Annotated in this window: 15 protein-coding genes and 5 pseudogenes; 4 read left to right on the top strand and 16 right to left on the bottom strand. The window is 35.9% G+C overall.

The window, feature by feature from the left end:
* Nucleotides 1–548 precede the first annotated feature (548 nt).
* From ftsH to SAGCYANO_RS31890, 10 genes and pseudogenes are all read right to left on the bottom strand, one after another.
* Nucleotides 549–2,392 (bottom strand): annotated as a pseudogene (gene ftsH / locus SAGCYANO_RS31850) (ATP-dependent zinc metalloprotease FtsH).
* A 265-nt stretch (nt 2,393–2,657) separates the two neighbouring features.
* A pseudogene (locus SAGCYANO_RS31855) lies at nt 2,658–2,810 on the bottom strand (hypothetical protein); the annotation flags it as partial.
* A 35-nt stretch (nt 2,811–2,845) separates the two neighbouring features.
* Entirely contained in the window at nt 2,846–3,094 is a 249-nt protein-coding gene (locus SAGCYANO_RS31860) for a hypothetical protein (RefSeq protein WP_202223739.1), read from the bottom strand.
* Entirely contained in the window at nt 3,066–4,052 is a 987-nt protein-coding gene (locus tag SAGCYANO_RS31865) for an RNA-guided endonuclease TnpB family protein (protein ID WP_202223740.1), read from the bottom strand. The genes SAGCYANO_RS31860 and SAGCYANO_RS31865 overlap by 29 nt, the downstream gene beginning before the upstream one ends.
* Before the next feature lie 99 nt (nt 4,053–4,151).
* Nucleotides 4,152–4,754: pseudogene (ftsH4, locus tag SAGCYANO_RS31870) on the bottom strand (ATP-dependent zinc metalloprotease FtsH4); the annotation flags it as partial.
* A gap of 35 nt (nt 4,755–4,789) precedes the next feature.
* A complete protein-coding gene (locus tag SAGCYANO_RS31875) occupies nt 4,790–5,995 on the bottom strand; it encodes an RNA-guided endonuclease TnpB family protein (RefSeq protein ID WP_202223741.1) in 1,206 nt (401 codons plus the stop codon).
* A 110-nt stretch (nt 5,996–6,105) separates the two neighbouring features.
* Nucleotides 6,106–6,858, bottom strand: a pseudogene (locus tag SAGCYANO_RS31880) (ATP-dependent metallopeptidase FtsH/Yme1/Tma family protein); the annotation flags it as partial.
* 515 nt (nt 6,859–7,373) lie between these two features.
* A pseudogene (locus tag SAGCYANO_RS31885) lies at nt 7,374–7,688 on the bottom strand (transposase family protein); the annotation flags it as partial.
* 192 nt (nt 7,689–7,880) lie between these two features.
* Entirely contained in the window at nt 7,881–8,009 is a 129-nt protein-coding gene (locus SAGCYANO_RS48280; RefSeq protein ID WP_255502781.1) for a hypothetical protein, read from the bottom strand.
* A 41-nt stretch (nt 8,010–8,050) separates the two neighbouring features.
* The gene (locus SAGCYANO_RS31890) at nt 8,051–8,308 is read right to left on the bottom strand and encodes a hypothetical protein (protein WP_202223742.1); all 258 of its coding nucleotides are present in this window, start codon (nt 8,306–8,308) and stop codon (nt 8,051–8,053) included.
* A 223-nt stretch (nt 8,309–8,531) separates the two neighbouring features.
* Between SAGCYANO_RS31890 and SAGCYANO_RS31895 the strand changes: the two genes are divergently transcribed.
* From SAGCYANO_RS31895 to SAGCYANO_RS31905, 3 genes are read left to right on the top strand one after another with little or no spacing between them, the layout of a single operon-like run.
* Entirely contained in the window at nt 8,532–9,377 is an 846-nt protein-coding gene (locus SAGCYANO_RS31895; RefSeq protein ID WP_202223743.1) for a transposase, read from the top strand.
* On the top strand, nt 9,368–9,562 hold the full coding sequence (locus tag SAGCYANO_RS31900) for a hypothetical protein (protein ID WP_202223744.1): 195 nt from the start codon (nt 9,368–9,370) through the stop codon (nt 9,560–9,562). Before SAGCYANO_RS31895 ends, SAGCYANO_RS31900 begins: the two co-directional genes overlap by 10 nt.
* Nucleotides 9,510–9,872: a hypothetical protein gene (locus SAGCYANO_RS31905; RefSeq protein ID WP_202223745.1), complete on the top strand. Its 363-nt coding sequence runs from the start codon at nt 9,510–9,512 to the stop codon at nt 9,870–9,872. Before SAGCYANO_RS31900 ends, SAGCYANO_RS31905 begins: the two co-directional genes overlap by 53 nt.
* A 389-nt stretch (nt 9,873–10,261) precedes the next feature.
* Here the strand turns inward: SAGCYANO_RS31905 and SAGCYANO_RS48285 are convergent, their stop codons facing one another.
* Nucleotides 10,262–10,393 (bottom strand): hypothetical protein, encoded by a 132-nt coding sequence (locus SAGCYANO_RS48285; RefSeq protein WP_255502782.1) that lies wholly within the window; start codon nt 10,391–10,393, stop codon nt 10,262–10,264.
* A gap of 328 nt (nt 10,394–10,721) precedes the next feature.
* Here SAGCYANO_RS48285 and SAGCYANO_RS31915 point away from each other — a divergent pair, with 328 nt between their 5' ends.
* The gene (locus tag SAGCYANO_RS31915; RefSeq protein ID WP_202223747.1) at nt 10,722–11,489 is read left to right on the top strand and encodes a peroxiredoxin-like family protein; all 768 of its coding nucleotides are present in this window, start codon (nt 10,722–10,724) and stop codon (nt 11,487–11,489) included.
* A gap of 172 nt (nt 11,490–11,661) precedes the next feature.
* On the opposite strand, the gene SAGCYANO_RS31920 is transcribed toward SAGCYANO_RS31915, so the two are convergent.
* The 5 genes from SAGCYANO_RS31920 to SAGCYANO_RS31940 form a co-directional block, all read right to left on the bottom strand.
* Nucleotides 11,662–11,988, bottom strand: a complete 327-nt coding sequence (locus SAGCYANO_RS31920; protein WP_202223748.1) for a helix-turn-helix domain-containing protein — start codon at nt 11,986–11,988, stop codon at nt 11,662–11,664.
* On the bottom strand, nt 11,985–12,179 hold the full coding sequence (locus SAGCYANO_RS31925; RefSeq protein WP_202223749.1) for a hypothetical protein: 195 nt from the start codon (nt 12,177–12,179) through the stop codon (nt 11,985–11,987). The genes SAGCYANO_RS31920 and SAGCYANO_RS31925 overlap by 4 nt, the downstream gene beginning before the upstream one ends.
* Nucleotides 12,166–14,919, bottom strand: a complete 2,754-nt coding sequence (locus SAGCYANO_RS31930) for a DUF2225 domain-containing protein (RefSeq protein ID WP_202223750.1) — start codon at nt 14,917–14,919, stop codon at nt 12,166–12,168. The genes SAGCYANO_RS31925 and SAGCYANO_RS31930 overlap by 14 nt, the downstream gene beginning before the upstream one ends.
* Nucleotides 14,920–15,825: 906 nt before the next feature.
* A complete protein-coding gene (locus SAGCYANO_RS31935) occupies nt 15,826–16,368 on the bottom strand; it encodes a tetratricopeptide repeat protein (RefSeq protein ID WP_202223751.1) in 543 nt (180 codons plus the stop codon).
* Nucleotides 16,369–19,396: 3,028 nt separating this feature from the next.
* On the bottom strand, nt 19,397–24,061 hold the full coding sequence (locus SAGCYANO_RS31940) for an SdrD B-like domain-containing protein (protein WP_237396899.1): 4,665 nt from the start codon (nt 24,059–24,061) through the stop codon (nt 19,397–19,399).
* Nucleotides 24,062–24,104: the final 43 nt, after the last annotated feature.

Consider the following 24,104-nt stretch of genomic DNA (forward strand, 5'->3'; position numbering starts at 1 on the left):
GAGATGGGGAGATGGGGAAATATTTGGTAATGGTTGAAGATGGAACATTTTTTGATACCGAATTAAACGCATTTGATATTTGATATAAGATATCACTTTTAAATTTTAACTTTTGACTTTTAACTTTTAACTTTTAACTTTTGACTTTAGTGAATGGGGAGATCGAGAAATATTTGGTAATGGTTGAAGATGGAACATTTTTTGATACCGAATTAAACGCATTTGATAATAAGATATCACTTTTAATTTTTGACTTTTAACTTTTGACTTCATTTAGCGAGGGCGAATGGTATTCGCCCCTACAGATGGTGGTTTAAAAGTCAGTTTGCGTAAGTCCTGCAAAAATAACTTCTGACTTTTAACTTTTAACTTTTAACTTTTAACTTTTGACTTTTGACTTTTAACTTTTAACTTTTAACTTTTAACTTTTAACTTTTAACTTTTGACTTTTAACTTTTAACTTTTAACTTTTAACTTTTAACTTTTGACTTCATTTTCTGACTTTTAACTTTTAACTTTTAACTTTTAACTTTTAACTTTTGACTTCATTATTCCCAAGGCGATCGCGCCTGGTCTAATAAATTATATAATTCCTCACCTTCTATCACTTCTTGTTCTAAAATTTGCTGAGAAATCTTTTCCAATAAATCTCGATTATGATTCAAAATATCTAAAGCTTCTTGATGAGCTTTCTCTACAATTTCCTTCACTTCATTATCAATTGCTTCAGCAGTTTTTTCACTCAATAAACGACGAGAATTAACCCCACCATTCGCCAAAAATCCTCCTTTGCCACCCCGTTCATAAGCTAAAGGTCCTAATACTTTACTCATGCCATAAGTTGTTACCATTTGCTCGGCAAAATCAGTGGCTTTTTGTAAATCTCCAGAAGCTCCAGTAGTGATATTTCCAAATATAATTTCCTCCGCTGCACGTCCTCCCAAAAAAGTAGCAATTTGCCCTCTAATTTCTTGTTCATTTCTTAAAAATCTATCCTCAGTAGGAAGTTGCAAAGTATAACCTAATGCTGCCATTCCTCTTGGTACAATTGAAATTTTTTCCACCTTACCACTACCAGGCATTATCGCCCCAACTAAAGCATGACCAACCTCGTGATAAGCAACTATTTTCTTTTCGCGATCGCTCAAAACTCTACTTCTTTTTTCTAAACCAGCAACTACCCTTTCAATAGCTTCAGCAAAGTCTTTTTGTGCCACAGTTTGCCTTTGATTTCTAGCAGCTAATAAAGCAGCTTCATTAACAAGATTAGCTAAATCTGCACCGCCAAAACCAGAAGTTCTCACTGCTATTTTATGTAAATCTACATCTTCTCCTAACTTAACTTTTTTACCATAAATATTTAAAATTGCTTCACGGCCAGATAAATCAGGGCGGTCTACTAATACTTGTCTATCAAACCTTCCCGGACGTAATAAAGCAGCATCTAAAGCCTCTGGACGGTTAGTAGCAGCCAAGATAATAACTGTCAAATCTCCCGCACCAAAACCATCCATTTCAGTTAACAATTGATTGAGAGTTTGTTCTCGTTCATCATTACCGCCACTGTGAAAATTTCCACTGGTTCTTGACTTACCAATTGCATCTATTTCATCAATAAAAATAATACAAGGAGCCTTCTTTTTTTGCCTCTTTAAATAAGTCACGAACTCTAGCAGCACCAGTACCAACAAATAGCTCTACAAATTCAGAACCAGATATACTAAAAAAAAGGTACTCCTGCTTCTCCTGCCACTGCTTTTGCTAATAAAGTTTTACCCGTTCCAGGAGGTCCGACTAATAATAAACCTTTAGGAATTCTAGCTCCAATTTCAGTGAACCTTTGAGGTGATTTTAAGAAGTCTACAATTTCTGTTAATTCTGTCTTTGCTTCTTCCACTCCAGCAATATCAGCAAAAGTAATTTTATCTGATTCTCCCTCGACATAAACCTTCGCTTTATTCCTACCCATTGACAGAGCGCCTTGAGAACCACGATTCATAAAAAACTGAAATGCTAATACTAATATGATAGGTGGGATTACCCAGTTTAACAGAATAGCAACCCAGCGACTTTGAGGTGGTGCAGCTTGAAATAAAACTTTATTATCTTCTAAACGCTGAAGTAGTTGGGGGTCATTTATTCGAGTAGTAGTAAGTAAAGGTCCGGGTTTATCTTCTTCTCCTTTGAGACGATATAAAATTTTTTCTTCATCTATTTGAACTCCCAGTACCTGTCCGTTTTCTACTTGTTGAATAAAGGCACTGTAAGTAACACGAGGAGGTTTACGACGTGGCATTAATAAATATGCTGCTAATAACAGACCTGCCAAAATTAATAATGCATTGCCAATTTGACGCTTATTAGGACCTTTTGGTTTCTTTTTAAGACTCATATTTATTGAGGTATAATTGTGAACTATAGATTCAAATATTCAAAAATTGAACGTCTATTTGAGACTAATACTTCATTATAGCAGTTTGATAAATATTTGTTATAAATAGCTATGCTACTTCTTAGGAGTCAGGAGTCAGGAGTCAGGAGTCAGAACAAATGGCTTCAATATCATTTTTTAGGTCGGAAATTATCTTTTTAGTGAAAGGGACATCTTCTATAAAATCTTTTAATCAGCCAAATTATTCATAACATTATTTTTTGAAAAAGACAATTTCTTCCGCAGAACGACCCCCCAATAAAATAGCAATTTGTCCGCGAAGTTCCGCCTCATCTCTTAAAAATTTATCCTCAGTAGGAAGTTGCAAAGTATAACCTAATGCTGCCATTCCCCGAGGAACAATAGAAATTTTCTCTACCGTACGAAAAAAACTGTAGAAAATTGTAACAGCTTTTATCTTGATATTGGATTAACCAATACAGGCTGTACGGCACAGCTCACTATCCCCTCGGCAGTAAATGCCTCTGGGAATTTCTTTCTAATTATTTGAAGACTGCCATTAACATCGGCATTAATGACTATACCAGTTCCACTCCTGAATAAACCACGTTTGACTCGCTTGCCTACATAGTTTTCATGTTTAATTGGTTTTTCTAGGTCAATAGCAGATGTTTTACTGGTGTAACAATCTTGCTGTTTCAATAACTTTTACCCCAACCAGTTGACACTTATAAGTTATCTGTTGAATTAACTTATAATGAGGTATTTGAGTAAAATTTTGGTTGTTTTTTTTGCCTATATTTGCTCCTTGTTTCCAGTTATCATTTTTTCCTATGACTACAGTACCAATATTATTTGTGGTTAAATACTCAACCACTAACTTACTGGTGTTATGCAGATAATTCTCTACAAAACGATTTCGGTGATAGGTTAACGCTTCAATCTTACGGCTAGTTTTTCTGTTGCCTTTGAGATGACTTTGGTACTTAGCTTTACGCTTGTTGTAAAGCTGATTAACACTTTTTAGTGGCTTCCCGTTAACAAGCATAGGCTTAACACCAGGCTTATTTGTAGATAGAGCAACTAATCTGTCAACCCCTAAGTCTATTCCGGCTACATATGTTGAGTGTATTTGTGGCTGAAGTGTTTTTTCATAGACTACTTCAATTATATAGCAGCTAGTAGCAGGTACTATCCTGACTTCGATTACAGTTTCTACAACTACAGGTATTTTGATTTCACTCATGGATAAGTGACAAATACCATCTTTTAGACTTGCTCTATAGACTGATTCCTTTGAATATATAACTACATTTCTACCTTGAGTTTTATTTTTATACTTTGGTATTTTTGGCTTACCTAAAAACTTCTCTGGATGTTTTGACCATTCTTTTATAGCTTGAAAATAGCCGCGCCAAGTGGCAACCAAGCATTTTATTATTTGTTTTGATACTTTAGTTGGTAATGCTCTATAGGCATCGCTATCTTTGGTGGTGTGGTACAGTTTAGTTAAATCCAGACTATGACCTGTACAGAAAAAATGTTGACGACAGTAATAATTAGCCAAATTATACAAGTTTTTTGACTTAAAGGCTAACTCATCACAGCAAGCCCAATACTGATGTGTTCGGTTAATAATATGTCTGTCAACAAGTCGCATTCACCTGAATTATTTCCTAAGCTTTAGTTACCTGTTTAATATTAAAACACTTTTCTTATAATAGCAACTACTTTCTACAATTTTTATTCAACAGTTAATCACCCTACCACTGCCAGGCATCAATGCACCAACTAAAGCGTGACCAACTTCGTGATAAGCAACAATCTTTTTCTCTTTGTCACTGAGAAGGCGACTTTTCTTTTCCAAACCTGCCACAATACGCTCGATCGCTTCAGCAAAATCTTCTTGAGTAACCTGTTCTCTTCTGTTACGCGCTGCTAATAATGCTGCTTCATTAACCAGGTTAGCTAAGTCCGCACCAACAAAACCAGGAGTACGAGTAGCGATCGCTTTTAAATCTAAATTATCTGCTAACTTAACTTTGGCAGCATAAATTTCTAATATCTTTAGACGACCTGGTAAGTCGGGGCGGTCTACCAAAACCTGACGGTCAAATCTTCCGGGTCGCAGCAAAGCGGGGTCTAAAGTTTCGGGGCGGTTAGTAGCAGCTAAAACGATAACTGTTGACTGAGTGGCAGAAAAGCCATCCATTTCAGTTAACAACTGGTTGAGAGTTTGTTCCCGTTCATCGTTGCCACCGTAAAAACCACCACTGGCACGAGATTTTCCAATAGCATCAAGTTCGTCAATGAAAACTATGCAGGGTGCTTTTTGTTTTGCTTGTTCAAATAAGTCTCGTACCGTACGAAAAAAACTGTAGAAAAATGAAACAGCCTTTATCTTGATATTGGATTAACCAACACTGGCTGTACGGCGCAGCTCACTATTCCCTCGGCACTAAATGCCTCTGGGAATTTCTTTCTGATTATCTGAATACTGCCATTGACGTCAGCATTGATCGCTTTACCTTTTGAACTTCTAAACAAACCCCGTTTGACTCGTTTTCCCACATACAATTGATGCTTACAGGGCAATTCCAGGTCAAGTGCAGAAGTTTTACTGGTATAACTTTCTTCTGTTTCAATTACCTTGATTCCTGCCAATTGACATTTATAAGTTATCTGTTCAATTAGCTTGCAGTGAGGTATTTGGGTAAATTTTTGGTTGTTGATTTTGCCGATGTTTGTACTTTGTTTCCAATTATCATTTTTTCCAATTACTACAGTACCAATATTATTCGTCACTAAATAATTGACAACTAACAAGCTTGTGTTATGCAGGTAATTGGAAACAAAACGATTTCTATGATAACTCAATGCTTCAATCTTACGACTGGTTTTTCTATTGCCTTTGAGACTACTTTGGTGCTTGGCTTTACGCTTATTATACAGTTGATTGACACTTTTTAGTGGCTTCCCATTAACAAGCATAGGTTTTACACCAGGCTTGTTTGTAGCTAGAGCAACTAATCTATCAATCCCTAAATCTATTCCTGCTAAATATGTTGAGTTTATTTGTGCAACAGATTTTTTTTCATAGACTACTTCAATTACATAGCAACCAGTAGCAGGTACTATTCTCACTTCGATTACAGTATCCACAACTACAGGTATTTTAATTTCACTCATGGATAAGTGACAAATACCATCTTTGAGAGGAGCTTTATAGACTGATTCCTTTGAATATATAACTACATTTCGACCTTGAGTTTTATTCTTATACTTTGGTATTTTGGGTTTACCTAAAAACTTCCCAGGATATTTTGACCATTCTTTTATAGCTTGAAAATAACCACGCCAAGTTGCAACTAGGCATTTTATTATTTGTTTTGATACTTTAGTTGGTAATGCTCTGTAGGCATCGCTATTTTTGGTTGCGTGGTATAACTTGGTTAAATCTAGACTTTTTCCACACTTGAAAAAATGCTGACGACAATAATAGTTAGCCAGGTTGTACAAGTTTTTTGACTTAAAAGCTAACTCATCACACACCCGCCAATAGATATGTGTTCGGTTAATAATATGTCTGTCAACAAGTCGCATTCACTTTCTATTTTTTACTATTTTTTAGATTTTAGTTGTTACTTGTTTAATACTACAACACTTTTGCAAATTTTGCAACTATTTTCTACGGTTTAAGTTTAACAGTTAATCACCCTTGCTGCACCTGCACCCACAAATAATTCGACAAATTCGGAACCAGAGATGCTGAAAAATGCTACTCCTGCTTCTCCTGCAACTGCCTTTGCTAGTAGAGTTTTTCCAGTTCCTGGAGGTCCGACTAATAATACACCTTTGGGAATGCGTGCGCCGATATTAGTAAAACGTTCGGGAGACTTAAGAAATTCCACAACTTCTGCTAATTCTGTTTTTGCTTCTTCTACTCCTGCCACATCGTTAAAAGTTACTTTGGTAGATTCACCTTCAACGTAAACTTTTGCCTTACTTTTTGTAATCGAAAGTGCCCCTTGGGGACCGCCAAAACCACCTGCACGACGACCGATAAAAAATTGCCAGATAGCAACAAAAATTAGTGGAGGAATTACCCAACCCAAGATATTGCTAAAAAAGTTATTAGAAGGAGGTGGGGCAGCAAATTCTACTCCTTTTTGTTCTAGACGTTTTGGTAATTCTAGGTCGAATATTGGGGTAGTTGAAAATACCTGTCCTGGTTATTCTTCTGTTCCTTTGAGTTGATAGCGAATTTGTTCTTGACCTACAGAAGCTCTTGCTACTTTGCCGTCTTCTACTTGGTCAATGAATAAGCTGTAAGGAACGCGAGGAATTTGAGGACCGAATAAATTAGGAAATACTAGGTTGATAAATAGGAAAATGCCTGCTAGCAATAATAATATATTGCCAATTCTAATATTGCGAGGTCCTTGTGAGTTGTCTTTGATGCTCATGGTTATTATTTTTTTGGGTAAGCAAGATATTAGTCTATGTATTTATTTTATATTATTTCTGAGGAAAAGAGGGAATAGGGAATAGGGAATAGGGAATAGGGGAAAATAGTTGATGTCTCTAGTGGGATAATTGATTTGATTTTTTATTATTGGAGATGTCTATTTAGAGCTATCAGTATTGTACCAAGGGTGAAAAAAAATCTTATAAATAACTAGACATCTCCGGAAATAGTCGAACACTTACTATAACTATCTTTTAGGAAGCGACTGCAAATGCTAATAGAAGTTAATTTTCACGGTCAACTCAGTGTTATAGATACTTACTATTAAAAACTAGCTCAATAATAGTCATATTAATTCAATAATTGATGTCTCTATCCAGGTTGGTTTAATACTACAAAATAAATGCACCTATTCGTAATATAACAAGGCCACAAATAGTCTTAATTATTTGCACATATTTCTCAGGATTTAGTCTAAATCTTTCTTGAACTACCCGAAATATTTTTAGTAATCTAATTATATGTTCGCTCAATTATTCTTTCAGCAGCAAGGTCTTTATTTTGGGACTTTTCCTGACTGGTTAATTCTTGATTTTTGGGCTTTTTTTTAGGTGTTTTTATTGCCGATTCTCCCACAGAGGCTTTATCCCCAGTAAATTTTTGTTTTTCAGAGAATTTTGCCCTAGTCTCACGAAAAAAATTTATGTCACTGTCTTGAGTGCGTCTTACATTCTGGGGAGACCCCAGAATTACGCACTCGCTTTTTCTCCCTGGTTTTCCTGCTTCTACATCAACAATATCCTTACCTGCAGGTAACACAATTACTTGACTTTTTCTTGTATGACTTTTTTTGTTTCCCGAATAATATTCTTTTTGTTTTTCATATTTTTTGCCTTTTTATGTCTTGTTCATATTGGACTTTGGACAAAAAGAAAACATGGTTAGCGTAATATTTACGCCAACTAATTGGTTATGGTGTTAGAAATAGAATTCATAGTGGAATGATCTTCTTTTCTCATATTATTGATCATCCTGAAAATCATAGGATGGGTCTGGTTCAATTTCTCCACCGAAACAGATATCTAAATAACTTTCTTGAAGGGAATGAACAACTCTCTCCAACTCATCAATAAGATTCCTTCGAGTCATTTTTTCAACTGCATCAATATGAGCTTCACTCCCCCCTTTTCCTAAATACTTATATTTAGTTTTTTCTGACTATCAGTAGCCATAGGAAAAATCGGTGAAGCAGATTGTAATTTATAATAATAGTAAAGTTTCTGGTTTCTATTGACTTGATAACGAATGATATGACAATCACGAGGAATGACCTCTCCTTCTCGTTCAATTTTCTTAATTTTCTGCTTCATCTTACGGATTAAACTCTGAATTTGTTTCCCTCTAATGGCTGCTGATTGAGTGGTTTGCTTAGATGTTTGTGTAGACATGAGACTGAATAGTTAAGAAAGCATTTATATTGGCGTAAAATATACACTAACATTCAGAGGTGTATTATTAACAACTATGAAAAATCAGGAAAACAGTCAGGCCATCAAGGAGTTCTTATGCTGGAGGAAAAACCTCTATCATGGAGTTAATGCAAGAATTGAAACTGTTATAGAATTAGTAGATGCCCTCTCATCAAACCAAATCGCAAGTTCGGTAGTATAATTGTCTGAACATCCTTTATTTCGACGAGATTATAACAGTTTATATAAAGGAATTAAAGAGTTTTTACCTCATCAAAACGATGATAATTACTCACAACAAGTTAATTACTTATTAGAGGCTGTATCTCAAACAATTCCTACTCCAGTTGGCCGACATTTTAATTTATTTGGAATTGATACAACTCCTTGCCCCCGTCCCTTTTCAGCTACATTAGCAGACAAAACTTTTATCCATTATCCCAATCCTATTAAAGGAAATAAACCCATTAGTATTGGCCATTCATATTCAGTTATATGTGCTTTACCAGAGGGAATAGCAACAGGTAATGTACCTTGGGCTGTTCCCTTATTAGGAGAAAGGGTTCCCTCGTCAGAAAAGGCTACTAACATTGGTAATAAACAACTGGAAAAAATCTTTAAAACTGCTTCTTTCTCTGGAGATAAGTTATCAGTTTTAGTGGCTGATAGTTTCTACAGCCAACGAGATTTTATTGGAGAACAAGTCAAGCAAAAAAACTTAATTATTGTGACACGAGTGAGAAGCAATCGAGTTTTTTACCGTCAATTTATCAGAGAAACAAACCCAAAAATTACTTCAGGACATCCTCGTTGGTATGGAGATAAATTTGACCTTAAAGATGAGAATACTTGGCATGAACCTACTGGGGTTAGTCAATCAATTTTTACTACTAAAAAAGGTCGTCAATTGACAGTAACAATTTCGGGTTGGAACCAGATGTTAATGAAAGGAACTCAGAACTATAAAATGAACCGTTTCCTTTTACTTTACTACAAATTACTACTACTGATGAAGTCGGTAATAGGATTTGGAAGCCGATGTGGTTAATTGCTATTGGTCCTCGCCGTGAAGAGTTGAGTCTAATTGATTGCTATGAGTCTTATCGACAGCGTTATGACATGGAACATTTGTTTCGATTTGGAAAACAAAAATTATTGATGACAGCTTATTCAACTCCAGATGTCGAACAGTTGCGAAAATTGGTTCAAGTTAACATTAATTGCTTATGTTAATTTATGGGCAGCCAGAAATTTAGCCGTTGTTTTACCTCATCCTTGGGAGCAGTATTTAAAGACTAATAAATCAGTAAAAATTACTCCCAGTTTAGTTCAAAGAGACTTTTATAGAATAATTTTGACTTTGGGTACAATGGCTACATCTCCCAAACCTCGAGGTTATTCTACAGGACGTATTAAAGGATATAAAAAAACACCAAGAACTCGTCATCAAGTTATCAAGGGAACGGAACAAAAATTCTCGAAAATAACTAAAAATTGGCATCCCCGTCGGCGATCGCTCTCAATTATTTCTATTTTTCAGTGATTAAATTCACTGGAGACAGAGGAATATTGCCAGAGTTAGTTAGTGTAATGTTTACACTAACTATTTTTTCTTCTTGTCCAAAGTCCAATTCATAGCTATCTACGATTAATTCATACTCTGTTAAAATTTCGGAGATAATTTCTTGATCGCTTGAGTTTTTTTTACCTGTTCTAATAAACTAGCTGGTAATAAATCCCCGATAATTGGCCACCAATAATTAAAGGTATCATTAGCTGTAGTTTCACGCTCCTCCGAATTGAATTCCTAGCAGTTGAAATGTTGTCAAATGTCTTAAGTAAATTCAGGTTAAAATAAAATGTTGCTGAGATGGATAATTTAGGTGGTCTACCACCACCAGAAGCAATTATTCGCGCCTTTTTTAGCTGTGGCTATCTCTTGCTTATCCGCAGTGGAGTTTTTCGGCTTGTTTTAATAACTTTTCGTGCCTGTTCATACTTAATACCTAATAAACGTTCTGATTCTTGTGGATGATTATGAATGTAGTTAAGTATACTGGTCATAATTAGCCATAAAAAATTACATTTTATATGACTCTATCACAATTTATTTATTTTTCGGAGAAGTCTATTGGGTAATTTAACGACTTTACCTGTAACGTCTGTTTGAATAACATCGTGTTAAGATAATAAGTTATAAATAACATTAAAAAGCGTTCAGCTTATCAGCGTTGAGCAGTCAGTTTTGGGCGTTTGCGGAGCATTCTGGAACGGAAAGGGGATACGCGACCCCTCCTAAAATTAAATGACTTGCTAGAAGTCGGGTATTTAAACCCAAGCTTTTAGCGCGCTGAAAGCTGAGTGCTGAAATGCTGATAACTAGTTAAATTCTATGAATATCTACCAGAACCTAAAGCAAAGTCAACGTCTCAGAATTAGTGATGGCGAAATTTTACCTATCCTCAGTGGTTGTGAAAATGTTAATCGTCTTTTAGTTTTAATTTGGTCGCAATTAGGTGATTTTGATAATCTGGAATATGCTTGGTGGTTACAACGAGAGTCTGCCAAGTTGCAAGCTAAAGGGGTGACAATACGGGCAATTGGTATTGGCGATCGCGCTTCTGGTTTGAAATTTTGTGAATATACTGGGTTTCCCACGGAATGTCTGTTTGTTGACCCAGATGCTCAATTACATCAAGAATTAGAGTTATATCAGGGATTAAGTTTTAAATTCCCTTTGTTAACTATAGGTCAAAGTGCTTGGGTTAATTTAATGTTAATGTGTGCTGGTATTGGTAGTCCTGGTACTTTAGGGGAGGTGTTTAGAGGTTATCTAGGGGATAAAAAAGCACCTCAATTGATTGGTGATGATGAAGTCATTCATGCTAAACCTTTACCACCTCTAAAGGGTTCATTTTTTAAGATGGCAGGTGGAAAAGGTTTTCAACGTCCTTTTGAACTGGCAACACTGAGGTTAAGAAATATGACGGAAGTTCTGAGTAATTGGTCAACTTATGTGCCTAATTCTGCTTATTTGACTCAAAGAGGTGCAACTTTTCTATTTGATGATCAGGGGGATTTGCTGTATAAACATTGCGATCGGGGTATCCTGGATTTTGCTTTTAATAAAAGTAATCCTTTATCTTTTGTTTTAGAGTAGGGAATAGGGAATAGGGAATAGGGAATAGGCAACAGGCAACAGGCAACAGGCAACAGGCAACAGGCAACAGGGAAAAACATTTCCCTGTCTGAGGTTCATTTGTACAGAAATTATCAATTCTTTCCCCCTACTCCCTCTTTTCTGGAGATGTCTAAAGTTTAATTGTCAAGTATCAAAGAGCGATCGCTGTCTCAATATCTTGATTTTCTCCATTACGAGAACGAAGGTGTAAAGTAATTTCTATATCAAGTCGTTTGAGAAAATTAAGTAGTTTCCCTTCACTATACCTTTGAAATTCTCCATTCATCAAATAAGATACTTCTGGTTGAGAAATACCCAGAATTTCACTAATTTCATCCTGTTTAAGATGGCGTTGCTTCAACAAACGTATTACCTGAATACCTATTTTTCCTCGTGTAAAAAGTTCGTCGGCATCGTCCAAACCAAGATCGGCAAATACATTACCACTACTTTCTTCAAAAATTTGCTCTTGTATCATTTTTGTTTCTTCTTTATTACTGCATCTTGATAACGTTGTTTGATATGACTCAAAACTTCCCTCTCTCCCAACACCTCCCACACTTGTTTTACATCAAAGGTAAATAAAATATCTCCATCTCCCCTCTTCCTTCTTCCCTCTTCCTTCTTCCTTCTTCCCTCTTCCTTCTTCCTTCTGCTACAACCCATCACCAATCAAAATAAATGGTGCCCAATAATAAGGATGCCTCAACCTTTTTGCCTCTTCTTGATTAATATTTCCATTTATCAAAGCTAGCTGTGCTTTCCGCAATGCTTCTGCTTTTGTCATATTGCCTGTTTTCAAAGCTCGATAAAAATTAATCATCAGTACTTGCGTTCCCAGATCGTCAACTTGCCACAAACTTGCCAGAGATGTTTTTACCCCTGCACGTTGCATTTGATAACCCAACCCTAAAATTTCTGAACCATCTTCTAGAATGCCACCTACTCCTGTTCGACAAGCACTCAAAACAGCCAAATCAATATTAGGTAAGGATAAGTTGGTAATTTCCCGCAAAGTTAAACGACTGCCATCACCAAATAAAATAAAAGAATCTTCTGGTTGCCCATTGACAAAATCTGCATGGGTGGCAAAATGTAGAATATTGTACTTATTAACCCGTGAAATAATTTCATTCCAATTGAAGGCTTCATTCAGTAGTTTTGTAGTGTTAGGAATCATTTTGGCTAAGGTCTCTACTTCTTGTCCGGCAAATTTTAATCCTGAGAATCTAAATTCTCTAGAACCCACAATAAATTTATAGTTTCCTTGACTAAAAGCTGCGGCTAATACTCGAAGTTTACCTAGAGGTTTACTGTTAAAATTAGTCAGACTTGCTGCGGTAATATTGTTGATATTAAACCGTTCTATTAACCATTTTTTTCCATCATATAAAGCTGCTATTGGAATATAACGCAATAAACCATCAGGAGCATAAATAATAGTTTTAGTTTGCGCTAAAAATAGCTCTATCTCTAAAGGCTCTATTAACCATTTGTATAGCTGTTGACCTGTGGTTTGTGCTATCTCGTTGCTAGTTATTTTTCTCGGGTATGTCAAAGCTGCTCTCAAGCCAAGAATTGCATCTTTTAACTGTGTTTTATTAATCGGAATTGAACGATGTATTGGCAATCCTTTACTTCTGACTAATACTAATTCTATCCTATCATCTAAAATTAAGGGATAAAGTAGTACAGCATTCTGCTTCATTTTGAGGATATTTTGTAATCTACTTAGATTGGTAATATCTATACTTTCTCCATCAGTTTTTTGCTTTAGTTCCTGTATAATTTTGACTATATTTTCGTTGGAAATAAAGTTATGAAATTCTGCTTCTATCTGCTGTTGTTCTGCTTCTAGATCGATAATACGTTGTTGTTGAGCTTTCGACCTATCTGTGGGTGATATATTCTGTAAATCTGTGAGTTCTTTGTTCACTTGTACCGCTTTATCTTGGATAGCGGTATAGTTATCCAATATTTTTTGTTCTTGAGGTAATAATTCTATTCCCACAGAAGTTTGGTTATTACCTTCTACATTGTTGAGGTAATTTTCTAGTTCTTGAACTTTCAATAAATCTAAAACCTGTTGAGCTTCGGCGACTCTGTTTTGCTGTAATAATAAATCTGCTAAACGACGATAAGTATCAGCAATTTTTTCGGCATAAGATTGTCGTTTATCTAGGGGAAAATTTTGTAAATCTTGCCGAATTTCTTCTGTGACATTGACAGAGCGCTTATACAAAATAATGGCTAATTCTGGCTGTTTTTCTGCAACTAATAAATCTCCAATATTACTTAAAGTTATTCTTTCACTAGCGCGATCGCCTACATTTCTTTGAATAGTTAAAGCTTGGCGATAGTAGTCTTCTGCTCGGGTATATTCTTTGAGGCTTGTATAAACTGTTCCCAGGCTATCTAAGATATGCCCTTCTTCTGTTTTATTACCTATTTCCTGGAAAATTGTTAATGCTTGGTGCAAATATTCTAGTGCTTTTTGATATTCGCCTTTTTGGTCATAAACTAAGCCGATATTATTCAGACTTTGCCCTATTCCTGCTTTGTCATTTATTTGTTCTCTAACTGTTAAAGCTTGTTGATAAGATGTTAATGCTTGGTCATATTTTTTTTGCAATTTATAGGTAAGGCCAATATTATTTATTGTATTGCCCTCGCCATTTTTATTATTATTTGCTTGATATATTTCTAGAGCATTTTGATACCACTCTAAGGATTTTTCATACTGACCTAATTCTTGATAAATTAAGCCAATGTTGTTAGTAACTGCTGCCTCACCTGGAAAATTTTCTAATTCCTGGAATGTTTGTAGAGCTTGTTGATAATATTCTAATGCTGGAAAATATTGAGCTTGATGTTGATAAACTGCTGCTATATTATTTTGAGTTCGTCCAACTCTAACTAAATCTCCTAATTCTTGACGTATTTCTAAAGCTTGCTGCAAGTAATTTAAAGCTTGGTCATAATTTCCCTGGAGAAAATAAATAGCACCAATACTATTTAGACTACTACCAATACCTTGTTTATCATTAATTTCGCGACGTATTTTTAATGCTTGTTGATGATTTTCTAATGCTTGGGGATAGTCAGTTACTTTTTGATAAGTGGCTCCAATACTGTGAAAGGTTTCACTTATTTTTAAAAGTAAAGATTGAGTCGAATTAGTCGAATTATCTGATAATCTGTATAATAATTGGAATATTTCTAAGGCTTTTTGATAAACTTCTAAAGCTGCCTGATATTGACCATCATTGTAGAGCTGTTCACCTTGTTGATAAAGTGCTTCTGCTTCAGTTTGTTCTGGAGTTTGAGATATTAGCTGATTTTGAGGTTGGTCAGCATTTAATATTTGAGGAAATACTGTTTCGTAGCATAAGTAAAAAGTTAAACTCAAGCAGCAGATTAGAAAAAAATTTATGAGTCTTTTAATTACTCTTATTCCACTACTTTTAAACATTTTTTCTATTTTTTATATATTCAGCTTTAGCAATTACCAAATAATAGGCGATCGCCATAGCGGTTTTCACAAGGCGTGAGGTACACAAACAAGCCTCCTAAATCTCCCTTAAAAAGCTATCCCTTATAAGGAACTCCTGAAAACCTTGTGGGAAGTAGGGGAGCAGGGGAGTAGGGAGCAGGGGAGAAAGGAGAAAGAATCATTTTAGATAGGAAAAACTACTTCAGTTATCAAAAAATGTACTTTTTAATGCACTTTTTCTCTGACAAAAACCTTTTAAAGACTTGAACATAACTTGTCTATTTTGTCAATTTTTATGTTAAGGAAAGATGTTTATAAAGCATAGCTTTTTAAGGGGACTTCCGGTTTCCCCCCTTGTCAAGGGGGGTTAGGGGGGATCTCCGGCAGTGTACCTCACACTTACTGAGAAATGCTATAAAACTATTACTTAGTTCAATTAATTTATTGGTAAGTCTATTAGACATCTCGTGATAATAAAAAATAAAATTAATTATCGTACTCTTATTCATTAATTCTTTCCGCCTACTCTGTAGAGACGTTGCGTGTAACGTCCCTACTCCCTGTTTTGGTCGAGATGTCTACTAGACATCTAGTTATAATAAAAAATAAAATCAATTATCCTAAATCAATTACTAATTCTTTACCGAAAAATTGTGGTTTAAAGCCTCCTCTTTTAAGGGGATAATAAAGAAAATTTTTCCTGTTCGTCAATCCTCTTAGTTTTAAAGGAGAGGTATTTGTTAATTATTAATTATTAATTATTAATTATTAATTGTTAAACCCCTACTCCCTCTTTTCTGGAGATGTCTATTTAAGTTATTCTTATTCTTTGTTGCCATCTTCATCAAATAAAAGAGTTACACTACCAGAGTCTCCTTCCCATCCTCTACAATATTCAGTAACATTAAGTCCATCTTTGTTCAGATATTTTTGCCCTGCTGGAGTTCTACATAAATATTTATAAATAATTGTAGCTGTATCGGAATTTCCAACTTCTTCAGCTACTGCTACAACTTCCCAATAATAATCCTTAGCTTTCTCACCTTCACCTAGCTTTTCATAAGTTGCCCCTACATAGAATAAAGCACGACCTTCTGCAAGTAAATCTTCTTGATCTCGTCGTAATTTTAATGCCTGCCGAAATTTTTCTAACGCCTGTTCGTATTCCTCATTTTGATAATGTTTCTCTCCCTCTTTTAATAGGCTAATTATTTCAGATTCACTATCAGAACTACCATAAGAAACATCCTGAGCAAATACAGGTGAAATTAGTAATTTTTCGCCTGGAAGTAATCCCTCAAAGGTAGGGAAACTTAAGGCTAAAGCAGTAGTAATAACTCCCAGATAGTTGATCCAATAACGCATAGATGAATACCTCAATAAATCTACTACAAAATCTTTCTCAAAAATTATGACTGGATAGTAAGACTTTAAATAAACAATACTTTCAAAAATAGCCTCAAAAGATTACATATATAGTAGTCCCTCCAATATCAAACATATAGTTTTTTGGTTACAAACTTAACTATTTACCACAGTGGAGAGGTTATGCAAAATTTTAACATTAGGACTTTAGTCAGAAATAGTTCATAAAAATATAGTCACATAAGACATATCCTTATTTTGCAGGTGTTACCATTTTAGGCAGATTAAGTATAAACTTAAATCTTAATTATTAGCATGAATTTAATTAGTATGAATAAAGTAACTTTTGATACCAACTACTCTTGATAACTCCTGAATAGTTGAAAATAGATATATTTACTTAGTTTTCTATGTAGAAAAAACTAATATAAATTGCCTATATAAAGATTATATATTGACCTTTAAATATAAGCAATACCTCAAGATGCTAGACCTATTTGACTAAAGGAGCGATCGCTTTATCTTAACGTTGGTTGAAGACCCGCGCTCTCCCGTAGGGGAACGTCGGGATGTTTGCGCAGCATTCCGTAGGAAAAACCAATCAATCTTACGCTTTTACAGATAATTTGTTAAAATGTAAATTTTACTTAACCAAAAACCAAGGTTGAGACTACTATCGCTTTTTAATCAAGTCGCCGAGGGGCACTGGTCGATTATTTATCGGACACCTCAGAAGCGTGCTTACTGGCAAGCCAGCATTTTCCAGCGAGGTGTCAACCCGCCCTGAGTCATTCCTGTAGGGGCGTTAACGATAGTTATGCGCAAGCTTTCGGCCGTTCGCCCCTACAGTCTGTTTGAATGATGGATGGGAATCCCGCGCTGTACCGGAGGTCAGCGTCGGGAGGATGTCAAATAACACTATTAGGACTTACGCAGGTGAACCCAGAAACCTGGTTTCTCGTAGACATCTATTGCTTAAAACAACAATTTATCGTAGAAACCGGGTTTCTTTGCGTAATATCAAATCCGGTAGCATCGGTGTTATTCAGTATTATTGAGATTGTAGGGGCGAATGGCCATTCGCCCCTACGCATTGTATAATAATCAAGGGAATTATATTACTCCGAAGCCAACGGATTTGATATAAGTCCTGACTATAATTCTTTACAAACAGCCTCTTAATTGAACTATTGTCCAATAGTATTGAGAGGAAACTGACCAGGTAGCGATCGCCTGATTATTCAGCAAACCCTAATTAATTTAACTATTGTCCAATAGTATTGAGAGGAAACTGGCAAGGTAGCGATCGCCTGATTATTCAGAATGACTATAATTTAACTATTGTCCAATAGTATTGAGAGGAAACTGACAAGGTAGCGATCGCCTGATTATTCAGTATGACTATAATTTAACTATTGTCCAATAGTATTGAGAGGAAACTGGCAAGGTAGCGATCGCCTGATTATTCAGCAAACCCTAATTAATTTAACTATTGTCCAATAGTATTGAGAGGAAACTGACCAGGTAGCGATCGCCTTGATTATTCAGAATGACTATAATTTAACTATTGTCCAATAGTATTGAGAGGAAACTGACAAGGTAGCGATCGCCTTGATTATTCAGAATGACTATAATTTAACTATTGTCCAATAGTATTGAGAGGAAACTGACAAGGTAGCGATCGCCTGATTATTCAGAATGACTATAATTTAACTATTGTCCAATAGTATTGAGAGGAAACTGGCAAGGTAGCGATCGCCTGATTATTCAGTATGACTATAATTTAACTATTGTCCAATAGTATTGAGAGGAAACTGGCAAGGTAGCGATCGCCTTGATTATTCAGAATGACTATAATTGAACTATTGTCCAATAGTATTGAGAGCAAACTGACCAGGTAGCGATCGCCTTGATTATTCAGAATGACTATAATTTAACTATTGTCCAATAGTATTGAGAGGAAACTGACAAGGTAGCGATCGCCTTGATTATTCAGAATGACTATAATTTAACTATTGTCCAATAGTATTGAGAGGAAACTGACAAGGTAGCGATCGCCTGATTATTCAGAATGACTATAATTTAACTATTGTCCAATAGTATTGAGAGGAAACTGGCAAGGTAGCGATCGCCTGATTATTCAGTATGACTATAATTTAACTATTGTCCAATAGTATTGAGAGGAAACTGGCAAGGTAGCGATCGCCTTGATTATTCAGAATGACTATAATTGAACTATTGTCCAATAGTATTGAGAGCAAACTGGCAAGGTAGCGATCGCCTTGATTATTCAGAATGACTATAATTTAACTATTGTCCAATAGTATTGAGAGCTAACTGACAAGGTAGCGATCGCCTTGATTATTCAGAATGACTATAATTTAACTATTGTCCAATAGTATTGAGAGGAAACTGGCAAGGTAGCGATCGCCTGATTATTCAGAATGACTATAATTTAACTATTGTCCAATAGTATTGAGAGGAAACTGGCAAGGTAGCGATCGCCTTGATTATTCAGAATGACTATAATTTAACTATTGTCCAATAGTATTGAGAGGAAACTGGCAAGGTAGCGATCGCCTTGATTATTCAGAATGACTATAATTTAACTATTGTCCAATAGTATTGAGAGGAAACTGGCAAGGTAGCGATCGCCTGATTATTCAGTTTTGGTAATTAATTTAACTATTGTCCAATAGTATTGAGAGGAAACTGACAAGGTAGCGATCGCCTTGATTATTCAGAATGACTATAATTTAACTATTGTCCAATAGTATTGAGAGGAAACTGGCAAGGTAGCGATCGCCTGATTATTCAGTATGACTATAATTTAACTATTGTCCAATAGTATTGAGAGGAAACTGGCAAGGTAGCGATCGCCTTGATTATTCAGAATGACTATAATTTAACTATTGTCCAATAGTATTGAGAGGAAACTGGCAAGGTAGCGATCGCCTGATTATTCAGTTTTGATCATCAATGGTACTGATAACTGATAACTGATAACTGAAATGACTTGCGCGTAGCGCTATATCTCTGGTTGTAATGTCAACTGTAAATTATCAATACCAATTTCGGTAGATTCACTGCCAATACTAATAAACCGAGTATCTCCTGGAATTGAAATACTTCGACGGCTAAAGTTACTGAAATTATTTGGTTGGTCAGGAACAGGAGTAGTTGGACCTAAAGTTGCTCCTGGGCCAATCTCTTGACTATTTTCATTGAAAAACCTCACATTGTGACTTCTGTTAGGAGAAGCATAGTCAAACGCAAGATTACCAGACTCAATTTCACCTATCGTACCAATCACTTCAGCTAAATCAATCACAATAGCATCAAGCTCAAAGCCTAATTGTTGGTCTGGTATATCGTAGGCAATAACAGTATTATTGTTAGGAGTACCATCAAATCTTCCTTCTCCTTCTGGTTCATTCCTACTTACTAAAGCTACAGTATTACGAGAAAATAGAAGGTCAGGAGGACCTTGAGGGGAAGTAACTGGAACAGACCTAACAGAATCAAAATTGTTAAATTCACCATCAAAACGCAACACCCTAGTAATAAAAGGTTGAGGTGGTGGGAGTAGCTCGTCATCATCAATAATTTGTAAAGTAGCAGGTGAACCAACAGTTGCCCCACCAGTAACGTTACTTAAACTTAAATTGACAGTTTCCGTATTCTCGACTGAGTCATCATTAACAATAGGAATATTAATAGTTTGTTGGGTTTGGTCATCTGTAAAGAAAATAGTCTCAGGAACAGGGTTGCCATAATCAATACCTTGGGATGCTGTGCCATTGGAAAGATTAAAATTGGCACTAACTACTCCATCACTCCCACCAGTACGAATAACTGTAACTGTAGCAGTGGGTTCATTTTCTGTCACACTAAAAGTGGGGTTGCTAAATTGGAGAGTACCTGAGTTGGCAATGCTATAACCGAAGTTAACATTAACATCTTGACTAGAAGACAAGGAAACAGGAAACTCTGCGGCAGTTGTGAGAGTAGCATTAGGTTGAGGAGAAATTGTTCTGACTGTATAGTTACCTGGTAATAAGTTAGAGAAGCTATAGAAACCAAACCCATTTCTAGTAGCTTGTTGTTCGTTGGGGTCAAGAGTATCATTTTGATTAATATCTAGGAAAACAGTGATATCTCCTAATCCAGTTTCTCCTGAATCGAATAAACCATTACGGTTAATATCGTTAAATATATTTCCACTAATACTTCCTGGAAATTCAGGTTGCGGGTTAACTACAACGCTGACTGTATTCGTAGAGTCAGGAGTATTTGGGTTATTATCGCTAATAGTGTAATTGAATGTATCTGTGAAAGGTTCGGTAGTTGTAAACCCTGGAGCGAGACTATAGATAATTTGGTTGTTAATACCATCTATAGTAACGTTATTTCCTGCTTGGCTAAAATTATCAACAGCAATAATCTCTGGAAAATCCCCTTGATCATTTGCCAAGACATTAATAGTTATAGGTGGGTCCCCTTGAGTTATATTAGCAGTATCGGGGTTAGCTATAGGAGGGAGTGGAACTTCATCCTCACGAATTTCTAAAATTGCAGTAGCAGGTTGACCAATAGTTCCATCACCAGTAACATTGCTCAAACTCAAGTTAACAGTTTTATTTCCTTCAACGATAGAATTATCAAAAATTGGAATACTGACAGTTTGTTGTGTTTCTCCATCTGCAAAGAAAATAGGGTTAGGAAAAGGGTTGCCAAAATCAACACCTTGAACTGCCGTATCACTGGAAAGGTTGATATTAGCACTAACTACTCCATCACTCCCATCAGTACGAGTTATTGTGACTGTAGCAGTAGGAGTATTTTCCGCAACGTTAAAAGTTGGTTCGCTAAATTGGAGAGTACCTGAGTTGGCAATGCTATAACCAAAGTTAATATCATTAACATTTTGACTAGAAGACAAGGAAACAGGAAACTCTGCTGCAGTTGTGAGAGTAGCATTAGGTTGAGGAGAAATTGTTCTGACTGTATAGTTACCTGGTAATAAGTTAGAGAAGCTATAGAAACCAAACCCATTTCTAGTAGCTTGTTGTTCGTTGGGGTCAAGAGTATCATTTTGATTAGTATCTAGGAAAACAGTGATATCTCCTAATCCTGTTTCTCCTGAATCGAATAAACCATTAAGGTTAATATCGTTAAATATATTTCCACTGATACTTCCTGGAGAGATATTATTTTGAATATTTATATTGGTAGCATTTTGACCAGCTAATAGGGGGACTGGTGCGATAAGTTCAGGAATAAAATTACCTTGAGGTACTGCTCGGATATTATAAGTATTAGCTTCTAGTTCCGAGAAGTTGTAATTACCATCGAGGTTGGTTAAAGTATTTCTTTCGTTGGGGTCGAGGATGTTGTTATTGTTGGAGTCGATGAAAACGGTGATATTTCCTATTCCCTCCGTGGGGTCTGGAGAATCATTATTGTTGAGGTCGTCAAATACTGTACCACTAATGTTGCCAAGAGGTTGAGATTGAGAAGTTACATTAGCATTAACAATATTTGTCGGTACTCCATCTACAATAAATTGTAGGTTTGGGTCAATACCATCAAGAGTTGCACTGTGAGAAATGTTAAAGTTACCATCATTAACTCCCGTAACTGTTACATTTTGCGGAGTAGTTCCATTTGATTCATTAAATTCTAGGGTGATCGGAACTCCAGGACCGCTACCAAGATTGATTTCTAGGGGCGGGGCGATCGCTATTTCAATAGGAGTTGTGGGATTACTATTTAGTTGTATCGTATAATTGTCAGACCCTCCAGCAGTAAAAGCTGTATTTCCATCAGTTTGATTAATCAGGACTTGTGTAGGAGCGGGGTCATCAATATTTACTGTGACTTGAGATATGTTGAGATTATTGTATCTAAGGTCGGTCTGACTAAAAGCTTGATGAGCGATCGTGCTAATATTTTGAGTCTCCGTTTCTGGAATATTATCATCTACTGCTGTAACTGTAACTGTTCGAGGAACATTCCAGTTAGTTTGGTCAAAAGTAATAGGAGCTATTGGTTGAATTTGCTGGTCTGTATTAAAGTTGATAGAAACGTTGCCAATAGGTTCTGTGGTTAAGAATACTTGATAACTACCTGTTGCTCCTCCCTCTGTTGCGTCAGTTGTAGCGGGGTTAATCACAACATTAGGAATATCGTTATCTGTGATATTAGCAGTAATGACATTCGATGGTGTACCATCTACCGTAAATGGTGCAGTAGGACCATTATAATTTTGATCGTTACTCGTAGCAGTATGAATAATGTTATCAATAGAGTCTCCTGCTGCAATATTATCATCTACTGCTGTAACTGTAATCGTTTGAGCTCCTAAGTTACCAGGGTTAAATGTCAAGTTAATTGTGTTGCTTAGTGTTTCATCACTATCACTGAGAAGAGCTTGACCTTCTGAAGTAATGGTAATATTAACTGGATCGCTAGGATTGCTATCGAGTTCTATTTGGTAAGTATCAGTTGTTGACCCTTCGATAACGTCAGTGCTTCCACCTGTTTGAGTAATAGAGATTCCGGGAGGAGTAATATTGTTGGGTATGTTGGTGAGGTTGATTTGGGAGAAGTCAAATGTTGTATCTGTGGGATTGATGGTAATAGTTGGTGCTGGTTGTTGTTGAGTGAATCCTGTTGGGGGAATGTCTCTAATACTATATGTTCCTGGTGCTAGATTAATATTGTTGAATTGGTACAATCCATTAATATCTGTTATGGTCTGAATTTCGTTATTATCCAGGATGTTGTTGTTGTTGGTATCTATATATATGGTGATATTAGGTGCTGGTGTATCTCCTATTCCATCGTTGTTTGTGTCGTTTAATTTGGTTCCACTAATATTTGCTGGAATATTATTCGCTATATTTGTCAAATCTACCTGGGTCAAATTGACAATTGTATCTGTGGGATTGATGGTAATAGTTGGTGCTGGTTGTTGTTGAGTGAATCCTGTTGGGGGAATGTCTCTAATACTATATGTTCCTGGTGCTAGATTAATATTGTTGAATTGGTACAATCCATTAATATCTGTTATGGTCTGAATTTCGTTATTATCCAGGATGTTGTTGTTGTTGGTATCTATATATATGGTGATATTAGGTGCTGGTGTATCTCCTATTCCATCATTGTTTGTGTCGTTTAATTTGGTTCCACTAATATTTGCTGGAATATTATTCGCTATATTTGTCAAATCTACCTGGGTCAAATTGACAATTGTATCTGTGGGATTGATGGTAATGGTTGGTGCTGGTTGTTGTTGAGTAAATCCTGTTGGGGAAATGTCTCTAATACTATATGTTCCTGGTGCTAGATTAATATTGTTGAATTGGTACAATCCATTAATATCTGTTGTGGTCTGAATTTCGTTATTATCCAGGATGTTGTTGTTGTTGGTATCTATATATATGGTGATATTAGGTGCTGGTGTATCTCCTATTCCATCATTGTTTGTGTCGTTTAATTTTGTTCCACTAATATTTGCTGGAATATTATTCGCTATATTTGTCAAATCTACCTGGGTCAAATTGACAATTGTATCTGTGGGATTGATGGTAATGGTTGGTGCTGGTTGTTGTTGAGTAAATCCTGTTGGGGAAATGTCTCTAATACTATATGTTCCTGGTGCTAGATTAATATTGTTGAATTGGTACAATCCATTAATATCTGTTGTGGTCTGAATTTCGTTATTATCCAGG

The sequence above is a fragment of the Okeania sp. KiyG1 genome (genome assembly GCF_014132355.1).
Taxonomy (GTDB): domain Bacteria; phylum Cyanobacteriota; class Cyanobacteriia; order Cyanobacteriales; family Microcoleaceae; genus Okeania.